Genomic DNA, 13,064 nt, shown 5'->3' with positions numbered 1-13,064 from the left:
TGATGACTTACTTTCTATTCTCCCAGCAGACTTTCTAAAAGTCTGCTGTTTTCCTCCCGGCGGCGCTTGGTCTCTGCCCGGTCTATGTGATATTCCCCATCTTTCAGACACAGAACATCCCCTTCTCTGACGTCCTCCGGCAAATCTGCAAGGAGAATCTCCCTTCGCTGCCGGCTTTCGTCTTCGCAGACGGCGAAAGTATCTTCCAACCGGTCAATGATCCAAAATTCCATTTGCAGTCACTCCCTTACTTTCCGGTATACACATCAAAGGTCTTCCCGTCAGTGGCGATGACGATGTCGCCATTTAAATCGGTGCGGTAAACTGGCTTGCCGGTTTTTTTGAGCTTTTCCCTAATTTCGGCGTGTGGGTGATTATACTTATTTCCCTCGCCGACCTGGATGACATAACACTCCGCTCCCACCGCATCCAAAAATTCTTCGCTGGAACTAGTGCTGCTTCCGTGATGTCCCAGCTTCAACACCGTAGCGGAAACGTCAGCCCCGGAAGCGACCAATTCTTTTTCCGCATCCGCTTCCTGATCCCCGGTAAACAGAAAAGAAACATCGCCGTATGTAAACTTCATCACCAAAGACGTGCTGTTTAAATCGTAATAGGTCTCCACCGGGCCCAACACCGAAAGGGTTCCCCCGCCGATTTCATAGCTGTCCCCAGCATGGGCGAGGGTCACGGTGAGCCCCTTGTTTTTCACCGTCTTCAATACATCGGTATAGGTTCTGGTGGTGGGGATAATTGCCTTGGGCACATCGCCCATAATGACCTGTTTTACATCGAAAGTGTCGATGACTACGTCCATGCCGCCGATGTGGTCGGAGTGGGGGTGGGAACCCACCACCATGTCCAGTGTGTCGACACCGACGCTGTTTAAATAGGCCACTACTTCCCCCGCCATATCGTTTTCACCGGCATCGATGAGGATGTTGGCGTCTCCTGCTTGAATGAGCATACTGTCGCCTTGCCCCACATCGATATAATGAACCAGCACATCGGCGTCGGGTACATCGCTAAGGGACGACCCGGTGAAAATTCCCGGCGGCAGTGAATCCCCGTCAGGGAGCCACTTGCTCCAGTCCTTGCCGTTGAACAAAGTCACGACGGTAAAGGCGCTTAGGAGGATCGCCGCAGCGATCACCACCGACCAGTTGACCTTCTGCTTTTGTTTTCTGCGTTTTTTCTTCGCCATGAAAATAGTCGTCCTTTCTGGGAATTGTCGGCAAAGTTAAAAAATACGGCTATGTGGTGTCTTTCCGATAGGCCGTCCCGTGTTATTTAGGTCTTTTGACGAACGGATGCTGTTTCCGTCCTTTCTGTACCGGCCGTTTTGTCCCTCCGGAATTCTTTTTTCCCCCAAAGTCATTTTTTCGGCCGCTCTGCCCATCGTGAGTGGAGCGCTTTGCCGGACCCGCCTTTTGAGTATGGGCATTTTTTGCTGTTCCATACGTTTCCCGCAGAGGCGGCACCAAACATTTTTGACCAGTGCCGATCAAATCAGACCGCCCCGCCTGCCGCAGAGCTTTCACTACCAAAGCGTGGTTTTTCGGCAGGAAATACTGCAAAAGGGCGCGCTGCATCGCCTTTTCTTCCGGCGTTTTCGGCACAAAAACCGGTTCCATGGTGTAGGGGTTTAACCCGGTGAAAAACATACAGGTGGACACCGTCCCCGGAGTGGGGTAAAAATCCTGCACCTGTTCGGGGTGGATGCCCTGTTCTTTTAAAAACAACGCCAGCTCAACAGCGTCTTTTAAGGTGCTCCCCGGGTGAGAAGACATAAGATAGGGCACCAGGAACTGCTTTTTCCCCAATTTTTTGGTAATCTGATAGAATTTTTCAGCAAAGGCCTTGTAAACTTCAATATGGGGCTTACCCATACAGTCCAAAACGTCGCCGCTGCAATGCTCCGGAGCCACTTTCAGCTGTCCGCTGACATGGTGTTCCACAAGCTCCCTGAAAAAGCTGTCGTCCTTGTCCTCCATCATATAGTCATACCGGATGCCGGAGCGGATAAACACCTTTTTAACTCCCTTGATGGCCCGCACCTCCCGCAGAAGCTCCAGATACCCCCGGTGATCCACTTCCAGCGCCTTGCAGGGGGTCGGCGCGAGACATTTCTTACCGACGCAGAGTCCCTTTTCCATCTGCTTTGTGCAGGAGGGCTGCCTGAAGTTTGCGGTGGGGCCGCCCACATCGTGGATATACCCTTTAAAGTTCGGCAGCGTCGTCAAAAGCTCCGCTTCTCGTAAAACCGACTCCTCGCTGCGGACGGCAATCTTCCGCCCCTGATGAAAAGCGATGGAACAGAAATTGCAGTTTCCAAAGCACCCTCTGTTGTGGGCGATGGAAAATTCCACCTCCTCGATACCGGGCACCCCGCCCAATTCCTCGTACATCGGATGGTAAGTGCGGGTATAGGGCAGGGCGTACACCCGGTCTAACTCCTCGGTGGTCAGCACCCGCATGGGGGGATTTTGTACCAGCATCTTGTCCCCCTGCCGCTGCAAAACCGTCCGCCCGGTAATTTCGTCCTGGTTGTCCATCTGGATTTTGGTGGCCTTGCAGTAGTTTTTCTTGTCCCGGCACACCACCTGAAAATCCGGGCACTGGACGCCGCCGTAGGGGGTGTTTACCGGATCGGTGAGATAACAGGTGCCCCTAATGTCGGTCAAGCTGTGGATGTCCTCCCCGCCAGCCAGGCGGCCCACGATCTCGATGGTCTGAAGCTCCCCCATACCGTAAGAGAGAAGGTCGGCTCCACTATCTACAAGAATGGACGGCCGCACTGCGTCGTCCCAGTAATCGTAATGGGCAAACCGCCGAAGAGACGCCTCTAATCCACCGATGACGATGGGAATGTCCCCGTAAATCTCCCGGATTTTCCGGCAGTAAACGATGACCGCCCGATCGGGGCGCTTGCCCGCCTTTCCCCCAGCGGTGTAGGCGTCGTCGGTGCGCTTTCTGAGGGCGACGGTGTAATGGGCCACCATCGAATCAATGTTTCCCGACGTGACCATAAAGGCGTATTTTGGCCGGCCCAGCTTTGTGAAGTCCTTCTGGGACCGCCAGTTCGGCTGGGCGATAATCCCCACTGTGTACCCTTCCGCCTCAATGACGCGGGAGATGATGGACACCCCAAAGCTGGGGTGATCCACATAGCTGTCCCCGGTGACGCAGATGAAATCCAGCTGTTCAATCCCCTTTTGTTCCATATCTTCCCGGCAGACGGGCAAAAATTCGTTCATACAGTCTCCTTTATGATAGGCCCCATTACGGGGCAATACACATCTGTTTCAATTCTTCCAAAGCACCGTTAAAAACGTTTCGGTCGATAAACGGCTCCCTTCCATAGTAGCCCTTCATCCGATGGCGGGAGGAATACTGCCAGAAGGCCCATTCCCTCCCACCCGGCAGATTGGGACAGGAAAACACATCCCGAATCCAGATGGGGTATTCTTCGTATCCGCTATCTAAATACTCCCGGTAGGATTTCATCGTCGCATATAATACGGGTTTCATGCCGTAATAGGCTTCCAACTCGTCCAGCAATACATCGAGAATTCCCGCCGTCTCTTCTTTGGAGGGCCGGTTTTGCTCCCTATCCCCGTAAAACTCAATATCTACCACCGGCGGAAGCGTCCCCGTCGTTTTGGGAACAGCGGCAATAAAATTCTCCGCCTGGGTTTTACCTTCGCTGTCAAAGCTGAAAAAATGGTAAGCTCCAGTGAGAATCCCGGCCTTTTGGGCGTTTTCCCAGTTAAAAGCAAACTGCCTGTCCTGAAAAGAACTCCCCTCGGTTGCTTTCAGATAGGCAAAGTCTACCCCTTGCCCTTTGAGCGCCTCCCAGTCGATATTCCCCTGATGGGCGGAAACGTCCACTCCCTGAACAGGAAATTGAATCTTGGATGGATTGTTGAAATGGAGGATTCCCCTGTGCAGCAGGAAAATCTCAACGCCGCCCGCCAACAGGCAGAGAAGAAGCGCCGCCGGTATCCAAACCCGCTTTTTCATCTTCATCCCGTTCCCCTCAAAAGAAAACTCAGGCGGTTTGTCCCGCCGCCTGAGTCAAAGTTTTTTTGTAAATATCAGCTCCAAAGGTTCACCGGGAGGCGTAAAGCTCCCTACCGCAGTATATCCGAGCTTTTGATAGAAATATTGGGATGTTTCGGCAGAAGAAGTGGAGGTCATCAGCACAGAATACCCCTGCTTTTGCATTTCCCCTTCCCAAAAGGCCATCATTTGAGAGCCGAACCCTTTGCCTCGGTACCGAGGCAACAAGTGCATCATCGAAAGAAAGGGTGTGTTGTCCCAGAAAAGCCCCCACCGGAGCCATCCGGCAAAGGCGCCGCCATCGATACAGACTGCCGCTTCTCCCCGCTCGATTTTCCCAGAGAGAACATCTTTTGCAATCCACCGGTCATGGGCAAGGATTTGAGGTAAATCCTCCGCCTGCGCTAATCGGATTTCCATCTGACCGTCCCTTTCCCGTAGGCAGACCGGCTCCCGACCTGCTTGTCTTACCGATCCAAAATTAAATATCCCCTGCGTTCCGGGCGGAAATCTCCACCCACTGCTGTCTGGTGATGAGCACCTCACGGGGCTTGCTTCCCTCCAAAGGCCCGACGATGCCCCGGTCCTCCAGCTCATCCACCAGCCGTGCCGCCCGGGCGTAGCCCACCTTCAAGCGGCGTTGGAGATAAGAGGTAGAAGCTTGTCCGGCATCCAGCACGCAGTCCACCGCGTCGTTGAAGAGGGGGTCAGAATCCCCCATATCTTCGCCGCTCGCCTTGTCGCCTTTCTTCTTTTCCATGACGGCCTGGCGCTCGATTTCTTCCATAATCTTATCGTCATATTCCGCCGGCTGCTGCTTATTCTTGATAAAGTCCACTACCTGCTCCACCTCGGTATCGCTGACGAAACAGCCCTGGACGCGGACGGGTTTCGGATACCCGACGGGGTAAAACAGCATGTCGCCCCGGCCCAAAAGCTTCTCTGCTCCGCCGCCGTCTAAAATCGTTCGCGAGTCCACCTGTGACGAAACCGAAAAGGCGATTCTGGACGGGATGTTGGCCTTGATGACGCCGGTGATGACGTCGACCGACGGCCGCTGGGTGGCAATGATGAGGTGCATTCCCGCCGCCCGGGCCATCTGAGCCAGACGGCAGATAGAATCCTCTACCTCGTTGGGGGCAGCCATCATCAGGTCGGCCAGCTCGTCGATGATGACGACAATCTGGGGCATGGGGTCCATCCCCTCGGTCTTGCTGGCCAGTCGATTGTAGCCCTTCAGGTCACGAACATTGTTGTCGGCAAAAGCTTTATACCGGTTGAGCATTTCAGTGACCGCCCAGCCGAGAGCCCCCGCCGCCTTCCGCGGATCGGTGACCACCGGCACCAATAGATGAGGAATCCCATTGTAAATACCCAATTCTACCACCTTGGGGTCAATCATCAAAAACCGGACTTCCTCCGGTGAGGATTTATACAGCAAACTGATGATAATCGAGTTGACACAGACCGATTTACCGCTTCCGGTGGCGCCGGCAATCAGCAGATGGGGCATCGAGCCGATGTCACCCACCGTGATGTTTCCGGCGATATCCCGTCCCAGGGCCATGGTGAGCTTGCTTTTGGCCCCTCTAAACTCTTCGGAATCGACGATTTCCCGGATGGACACCACATCGGTTTTGCGGTTTGGCACCTCGATGCCCACCGCCGGTTTATTGGGGATAGGGGCCTCGATGCGGACTCCCGCCGTCGCCAGATTCAGCGCGATGTCGTCGGCCAAACCGGTAATCTTGCTGATTTTCACTCCCGCCGATGGCTGAAGCTCATACCGGGTGACTGTGGGACCTCGGCAGATGTCGATGATTCTGGTCTGAACGCCAAAACTCTTTAAGGTGTCGACGAGTTTCGCCGCATTGGCTTTAAGCTCCTCGCTCACGTCCAGGTTGCCGCTGCTCTTAGGCTGCTTTAAAAGACTGACAGGTGGGAAATGATAGATATTCTCCACAGGTGCTTCCACTGTGATATCCATGGGGATGGGAGCCTGTTTTTTCGGGTCTGGTTGGGCCTGAACAGTCGCTTCTCCCTCAGGTGCCGTCTGCTCCGCCATACCACTTCGTTCCACCTTTTCCGGCGGGGTCTTAAAGTCGTCTATGGCTTTGTTAATAAGGGCGTCCAAAGGCGTGTCGTCCTTCACCGTCTCCCCAACCGGCGCCGCGTCCACTTTGAAAATATCAGGATCGATATCCGGCGTATTGTCCTGTGGGCCGTTTTTGAGTATTTCGTCGATGACCTCCCCTGTCCGTGTATCCACCACCACTTTGTCAGGAATCGGGGCTTCATCCTCAAACACCGCATTAGGCGAGGATACAGGATGCTCCGGCATAGGCGGGTCTTCATCCAAAGGTACGTCAATGTTAAATCGGGATTTCCGCTTTTCCTCCCGCTGTTCCTTGAATAAGACGTAGCTTTCCTCCATCTGTTTGACCGGCTTGGCGCAGGTCTTGAAAAATCCCATCAAGGTGGAGCCGGTAATGAGCATCAAAAACACAAAGGCCGCCAGCAGCAGAATAATCGCCGCACCCGCCGTGCCGCAGTAACGCAAAAGAGGCCAGCCTAAAATGGCCGCCAGCACGCCGCCGCTTTGCAGAGAAACGCCGTCAAGGTATAGAGACGAAAACTGCCCCCAAAATCCTTCCCCTTGAGGCAAGCCGTAGAAAATCTGGGAAAATCCGCACAGCAGCACGATGAGCACTGCCGTCTGCCAGACCTTGTGGCGCACCTCCACATGCTCTTTGTCCACAGTGATAATCACCGCTGCCCCCACAATGAGCGGCCCTACCACGTAGCAGATCGGCCCGAAAATTCCCCGCAGACAGTCGTGTAAAAAGCCCCAGACAGCCGGGCCGTCGATGAGGCTCACCGCCACGAGAAAAAGCCCGATGGCGAACAGAATAATCGCATAAAACTGCTTTTTTCGCTGTTTTTGAAGCTGTGCCTTACTGGGTGCTCTGGAAGTTTTCGGTTTTGTCTTCCCCTTGGTTGTTGCCATTTGAAAATCCAATCCTTTCAAAACGCCTTTTTCTCTTTTTATTATCTGGAAAGTACTGTTTCCTTTATTTCGCAAAATACTGAACGATATTCATCCCCACAACATGCTCAAAAATGCCGATCCCCACGACCAAAACGCCCAAAATGGCGGTGTAAATCATGAAAATACGGAATTTATCGCTCTTGATGAGCCAGTTGACCAGTTTGATGGCCAGAAATCCCACCACCGCAGATACGACTACGCCGATGAGAATGGGAAAAATCCCGATGGAAAGGTCAGCCGGAGTCACGTCCAAAATCTCGCTGAGGCTGCCGCCCAAAATGGCGGGAATCCCTAGGATGAAGCTGAACTGAACAGCAGTCTCCCGGTCAAACCCGGCGATGAGCCCGCCCGCAATGGTGGAGCCGGAACGGGAAACCCCCGGCAATGGCGCCACCGCCTGCAAAAGTCCGACAATCAGCCCATCCCGGGGCTTGATGTCACCGGGACCCTTATGCCCTTTCACGCAGCGGTCGGCGATGAAGAGCAGCGCCGCCGTAATCAAAAAGCAGACGCCCTCCACAACAATGTCGTTGTCCGCCGCAATCCCGGTGTAAAAATCCTTGAACACCAGCACAAAAATCATGGGAATGCAGGCCACAATGAGCATCACCAGCATGTTCCGGTAAGGCCCCCGCTCCTTCCACTTGAATTTTCCCCGCAGAAGGTCCCAGATCATGCTGAACAGTTCCAAAATCAGCTGCCAGATCGTATGTCGAAAGGCAATGAACACTGCGATAAGAGTTCCCAGATGGAGCATCAGGGAAAAGAACACCCCCGATTCCCCGCTCTGCCCGGTGAAATGCTGGAAAAGGGACAGGTGTCCCGAACTGGACACCGGCAAAAATTCGGTCAGGCCCTGTAAAACGGCCTGCAAAAACGCTTCTATGTAAGACATGTCTTTATTCTCCTATTGCTATGTAGCCGCGGATTTGATCCGCGGTAAATCAGAATGTTTTCGGTTTCGTGTTGAGCATCGCCCCCGGCGCAAACCGGGGGTTGAGGTAGTCGTTTAGATCGGTAGAGATAATTCGGTCTATTCTGCACTCGGCCCCCTGTCCCCTGCATGCGCAGAGGCGGCCTTCAATCCGCCGGTACTGAGTGTTATTTTCTTGCGGCTGCATCATGACTTCCATCGGATCCACTATGGTGTGCAGAATCACAGCACTTCCCCTCCTTTTCAGGAGCGTCCTGAGGCGCGTCCAGCCCTCCTCTACACCCCTCTTCCTCCTCCTGCTCCTCAATCATGCGGTAGAGACATTCGATGGCGTCGGACAATCCACCTAATTCGTCAATCAATCCCTCTTTCACAGCAGTTTCCCCGTCAATGGAAGTACCTACATCCATGGCCAGCTCACCGGTTTTCATCATCAGTTCCCGAAACCTGTCTTCCGAAATGTCAGAATTTTGGGTCACAAACCGAACAATGCGGTCCTGCATCTTATCGAAGTAGGAAAACGATTGGGGCACGCCCAAAACAAGGCCGTTCATCCGAACTGGATGAATGGTCATAGTCGCAGACGGAACGATAAAAGATTTTTTCGCCGACACTGCCAGCGGCACACCAATGGAATGGCCTCCGCCCAATACAATGCTGACGGTAGGAGTCTGCATCCCGGCGATTAGCTCAGCAATTGCAAGTCCCGCCTCCACGTCGCCGCCCACCGTGTTCAGCAGGATGAGCAGGCCTTTGATCTCTTTGCTCTCCTCAATGGCCACTAGCTGAGGAAGTACATGCTCGTATTTTGTCGTCTTATTCTGAGGCGGCAGAATGTAATGTCCCTCGATTTGCCCGATAATGGTTAGGCAGTGAATGAGGTGCTTCCCATCCGCCGTCACTGACCCCATATCAACGATCTGCTTCTGCTGATTGTCCTGTTCGTTATCATTATCGTTACTATTATCGTTGTCGTTTTGTTCGGATTCCTGCTGGTCCTGTGCTTTCAAATTTTCTTCTGCCAAACCAATTCCTCCTGCTTTTTCATTTGGAATTAGTTTGCGCCTACGAGTTTCAAATATTCTACGGAAACCATATTACCCATTTCTTTGGTTTCTGAGTGAGTTAAAGACCATTTGTTTCTTCTAACATTATATACGCTGCTCTGAACCTTGTCAAACCTATAAAAAGTTTTCCACATACAAGGAAAGCCCTATTTTTCTGTCAAAACAGGCAATTATAGAACACTTATTCCCTGCTTTCTCCCGGATTTTGAACTATTATACCGTTTGTAATCATTTTTGGTGAGTATGCAGTCAAAAAGGTGGGGAAAACATGCGGACAAGTTTTCCTCTTCATGTGGAAAACTCGGTGGAAACGGTGGATAAATGCCCTGTTTTTGGTAATTCCGGTTTCCACATTGACAGGATTCGACAAATGGCTACTCCTTGTATAACCATTTTTGACCCAAACTTTATTCAAAATGGAAGAATTTTACAATTGCTTTACGGGTCGGTTCTAAAATCCCGGGCAGACAGCAGCGCTACCGCCCGCTCGATAGAATCTCTGGAATTTCCCCAGTCAGCATCCTTGCCGGAATTGCGGTAATCAAACATTTTGCAAAAGTGAGAAACATCTCCCAAAACCGCCTGCAGATGCTTATCGGCAAGTTCAATGGCCGCTTCGGTGAACTCCGGCAGCGCCTTCTTCGGCATTTCTTCCTCCGCCGCGCAAAGGATCGTTTCCAGATGAGGAAGGCAGAGATATTCCTGCTCTGAAAAGAGCTTTTTGAAATCGGCATCCACCTGATACTGCCGCAAAATGGTTGTTACCATGTTTCCCATTGCCCATTGAATGGTATTGCAGACGTAACAGGTATCATTGACCGTTTTGACACCATCCCGCTTTGCCTTTTTAGTCTTGGCCTTTTTCCGTATATCGCCGTATTTTCCCTTTTTCAGCTCCGTCAAGTGGCTTTCCAGCATCAGGGCCAGGGAAAGCCGGTTTTTAAGCTTTAACATCATCTCATAATGGTCGACGCAAAAGCCCTGTTCGTTTGTCTTGATACGGATATCCGGCTCCATCATGGCGGCCCCCATGATATAATCGATACATCGCTGCTCCAATGTATCCCGCAGTCGGCAGAGAGGACAATCAGATCTAGGCTCAAACACTTCGCTGACTGGTATGGTGTAGATGCTTTCTTTCATATACAAATCTCCGTTTCAAAAGAATTATTGTTTACAAAACAGCTGTTTAAATTATACCATAAAACTGCTATAATGGAAAGAAAAATGAGCATTTTTAGGCAGAAAGGAAAATTTATGACGATCACTGAAACAAGCGGCGGTATTCTCGTCCGTCTTCCATATTTGTCTTTGGCCGACACCTTGGACTGCGGCCAGTGCTTCCGGTGGGAAACAAGCGACAACTGCACCTTCCGCGGATGTCACAACGGGCATTTTCTCACCGTCAGTCAGCTAAAACTGGGCGCACCACAGGACGAATCGGCAATCTTTCTGCACCGGACCACTCGCAAACAATTTGAAACCATTTGGCGGCCCTATTTCGATCTGGATACCGATTACCACGCCATGCAACAGATTTTCCGAAACGACCCCACTCTTGCGCTGGCCTGCGATTACGCTGGAGGCATCCGCATTCTCCGCCAGGAACCATGGGAAGCGCTCTGCTCTTTCATTATTAGCCAGAACAATAACATTACTCGCATCAAGGACATCGTCACAAGACTTTGCGAAACATTTGGCAACCACACTGCAGACGGATACACCTTCCCCCGCCCCGAGCGGATCGCCAGCCTCTCCCTCGACGATTTATCCCCTCTACGGGCAGGATTTCGGGCTAAATACATACTGGACGCCGCCCAAAAGATCGCCGGCGGGGAAATCGACCTGCCCGCCGTCGCCGCCATGCCCATCGACGAGGCGAGAAAAGCCCTCCAAACCATCTGCGGAGTCGGCCCCAAGGTGGCGGAATGTGCGTTGCTGTTCGGTTTCTACCGTCGGGAGGCCTTTCCTATCGACACTTGGATCAAAAAGGTGCTGAATATTTACTATCCCAACGGCTTTCCCGATTTTGCCGTACCAGACGGCGGCGTGGCCCAGCAGTATCTCTTTCATTATGTCCGCAACCATCCGCTGCCAGCATAGCAGAAACCTCCGCTGTGCTATTCACTGCGGAGGTTTCTTTCCAATCAAAATCTTCTGTTTCAAATATGTGTATACGTTCCTTCCATCTGTTTTACAAAGCCTAAAAGAAGACGACCAATAAAAAACGGACGGTTAAACCGTCCGTTTTTTATTCTCAGCCCGCGTCCTCGTAAGAGCCGTCCCCATCATAGGATTCTTCATAAGTATCATCCTCGGCTGCCTCCACCTGCTCAAATCGAACTTTTTCTTCCATTTCCGCAGCGGTCAATTCCAAATTGTACGGGCCGTTCAAATCCATGGAACCGTAGTATTTGTCCCCATCGAAGTTGAAGCTCACATGCTCCAAAGGTATCTCCAGCACTTTTACCCGGTCCAAAATTTCCTTGCAGGATGCTGTAAAGGCTGCCTTATCGGCGTACCCACCTCGCAGGTTTACATGAAGGTTCACGTTATAATCCTTGCCATCCCGAATTTCCTCATAGGTGGGGACCTTGGAAAAATCGCCTTCTATACGGTTCCACCCGGCATAACGGTAGACGTTCACGTGGATGCTGTCAATAGTTTTCAGGTCTTTAGTCGTCTCGTAGATGGAATCTTCTATGTCGTCGTCCAGCCGTTCCTCAATCTGCGCCCATCCGACGGTGGCCCGAAAAACAGTGGGCACCATAGTGCCGATGATACTGCCGATAATTAGCAAAAAGCAGACGAACATACTGAGAAAGTCGTATTTGACCTTGTTTCCTTCACTGCGAAAATACCCCACGATCATCTCGATGCCCACTAGAATCAGGATAGCGGGAGAGAATTTTGCGATGGTGGCCACACTGAAGGTGGGTTCAAATAATGCCCAGATGAGCAGCGCTCCCACGACAATGAGCACTATTCCAAGCGTCACCGTTCCCACCCGGCGAATCTTCGGCTTGGAAATGGGCGTGTTGTCATAATTGTGAAAAGTATTCCCGCTAAAATCGCCGTTCTTAGGTTCCGACTGAGCCCCACGAGAAGGCTCTCCATAAAATGCTTCCGCCTGAGGCTCGCTGTAATCGGAAGGCCGGCTCCACTGTGCGGATTCTTCGGCGGGATTCTCCTGCGGGCCGTCGTTTACGGGTTCCATATCTGGGATCTGGTTGTTATCGTCCATGTCAATTTTCCTTTCTGAAGTCACACCGGCCCAACCGGCGCCGCGGTTCCTTAGTCAGCCGCAGCTACCCTGTAGAGATGGGCAGTTCCCATTTATTTTCCTTCATGGGAATGGGTCTCACCTTCCCCAATATAGAATTTCACGTCCTCTTTGCCGTCGCCGCTTTTCTTATCCCCGACAATAAACCTCACACCCAGGATGATGATGATGGCCGCAATGAGAATCTGAGGGATTTTACGATAAAGCTCATAGAGCCAGCTTCCCTGAATGAGGAATACCTCTTCCAAAAAACTGACGAGCTGGTACCCAAAGGTACTGTAAATGGTAGCGGCGCCGACTAAAATTAGTCCCCAGCCCAGCCAAAGATTTTTCTTTTTGAACCAGTCTTTGTGCTTGTTGAGACTGCTGTCCTCGCTGAACCATCCGAAAGCCCACTCGTCAGGCGCTCGCTCCAAAGAGCCGCTGTCCATGGCAGAAAGGTTCAGGCAGTCAAAAAAGGCGTAAAACCAGATAATTGGAAGTGCAAAAAGCGGCAGGGCAAAGCCCATGCTCCCACTGACACCGATGAGGCCCCAAAAGAGTATCATCAGGGTGAGCCCCCGCCTCATTTTTCCAAGATACATGTGTCCCGCTCCGGGCAGGAGTCCAAAAATAATGGCCAAACCCCTGTTTTTCATTGGTAGGATCATTCCTTTCGTCTATTTAAAA

Annotated in this window: 13 protein-coding genes; 1 reads left to right on the top strand and 12 read right to left on the bottom strand. The window is 52.0% G+C overall.

Annotated features, from left to right (window positions below):
- Positions 1-14 precede the first annotated feature (14 nt).
- The 10 genes from H8710_RS01635 to H8710_RS01590 form a co-directional block, all read right to left on the bottom strand.
- Positions 15-233 (bottom strand): DUF3006 domain-containing protein, encoded by a 219-nt coding sequence (locus H8710_RS01635; RefSeq protein ID WP_249293645.1) that lies wholly within the window; start codon positions 231-233, stop codon positions 15-17.
- Positions 234-247: 14 nt separating this feature from the next.
- On the bottom strand, positions 248-1,204 hold the full coding sequence (locus H8710_RS01630; protein ID WP_249293644.1) for a ComEC/Rec2 family competence protein: 957 nt from the start codon (positions 1,202-1,204) through the stop codon (positions 248-250).
- Between the two features lie 82 nt (positions 1,205-1,286).
- On the bottom strand, positions 1,287-3,257 hold the full coding sequence (locus H8710_RS01625; RefSeq protein ID WP_249293643.1) for a YgiQ family radical SAM protein: 1,971 nt from the start codon (positions 3,255-3,257) through the stop codon (positions 1,287-1,289).
- 25 nt (positions 3,258-3,282) lie between these two features.
- The gene (locus H8710_RS01620; RefSeq protein WP_249293642.1) at positions 3,283-4,023 is read right to left on the bottom strand and encodes a GH25 family lysozyme; all 741 of its coding nucleotides are present in this window, start codon (positions 4,021-4,023) and stop codon (positions 3,283-3,285) included.
- Between the two features lie 54 nt (positions 4,024-4,077).
- Entirely contained in the window at positions 4,078-4,482 is a 405-nt protein-coding gene (locus H8710_RS01615) for a GNAT family N-acetyltransferase (protein ID WP_249293641.1), read from the bottom strand.
- Positions 4,483-4,543: 61 nt separating this feature from the next.
- Entirely contained in the window at positions 4,544-7,069 is a 2,526-nt protein-coding gene (locus tag H8710_RS01610; protein ID WP_249293640.1) for an FtsK/SpoIIIE family DNA translocase, read from the bottom strand.
- Positions 7,070-7,133: 64 nt separating this feature from the next.
- Positions 7,134-8,006, bottom strand: coding sequence for an undecaprenyl-diphosphate phosphatase (locus tag H8710_RS01605; RefSeq protein WP_249293639.1), 873 nt, complete (start codon positions 8,004-8,006; stop codon positions 7,134-7,136).
- Between the two features lie 49 nt (positions 8,007-8,055).
- Entirely contained in the window at positions 8,056-8,235 is a 180-nt protein-coding gene (locus tag H8710_RS01600; protein WP_249293638.1) for a YlzJ-like family protein, read from the bottom strand.
- On the bottom strand, positions 8,213-9,070 hold the full coding sequence (locus tag H8710_RS01595; protein ID WP_488154042.1) for a ClpP family protease: 858 nt from the start codon (positions 9,068-9,070) through the stop codon (positions 8,213-8,215). Before H8710_RS01595 ends, H8710_RS01600 begins: the two co-directional genes overlap by 23 nt.
- A gap of 480 nt (positions 9,071-9,550) precedes the next feature.
- Complete coding sequence (locus tag H8710_RS01590) at positions 9,551-10,255, bottom strand: DUF6062 family protein (RefSeq protein WP_249293637.1); 705 nt, start codon at positions 10,253-10,255, stop codon at positions 9,551-9,553.
- A gap of 114 nt (positions 10,256-10,369) precedes the next feature.
- Here H8710_RS01590 and H8710_RS01585 point away from each other — a divergent pair, with 114 nt between their 5' ends.
- Positions 10,370-11,215, top strand: a complete 846-nt coding sequence (locus H8710_RS01585) for a DNA-3-methyladenine glycosylase family protein (protein ID WP_249293636.1) — start codon at positions 10,370-10,372, stop codon at positions 11,213-11,215.
- 154 nt (positions 11,216-11,369) lie between these two features.
- On the opposite strand, the gene H8710_RS01580 is transcribed toward H8710_RS01585, so the two are convergent.
- Both H8710_RS01580 and H8710_RS01575 read right to left on the bottom strand, forming a co-directional pair.
- Positions 11,370-12,356: a DUF308 domain-containing protein gene (locus H8710_RS01580; RefSeq protein ID WP_249293635.1), complete on the bottom strand. Its 987-nt coding sequence runs from the start codon at positions 12,354-12,356 to the stop codon at positions 11,370-11,372.
- A 92-nt stretch (positions 12,357-12,448) separates the two neighbouring features.
- Positions 12,449-13,033 (bottom strand): hypothetical protein, encoded by a 585-nt coding sequence (locus tag H8710_RS01575; RefSeq protein WP_249293634.1) that lies wholly within the window; start codon positions 13,031-13,033, stop codon positions 12,449-12,451.
- Positions 13,034-13,064: the final 31 nt, after the last annotated feature.

This window comes from Fumia xinanensis, from assembly GCF_014384905.1.
Taxonomy (GTDB): Bacteria; Bacillota; Clostridia; order Oscillospirales; family Ruminococcaceae; genus Fumia; species Fumia xinanensis.
The sequence above is the reverse complement of the archived record's forward strand: the minus strand, read 5'-3'. Positions and strand labels throughout refer to the sequence as shown.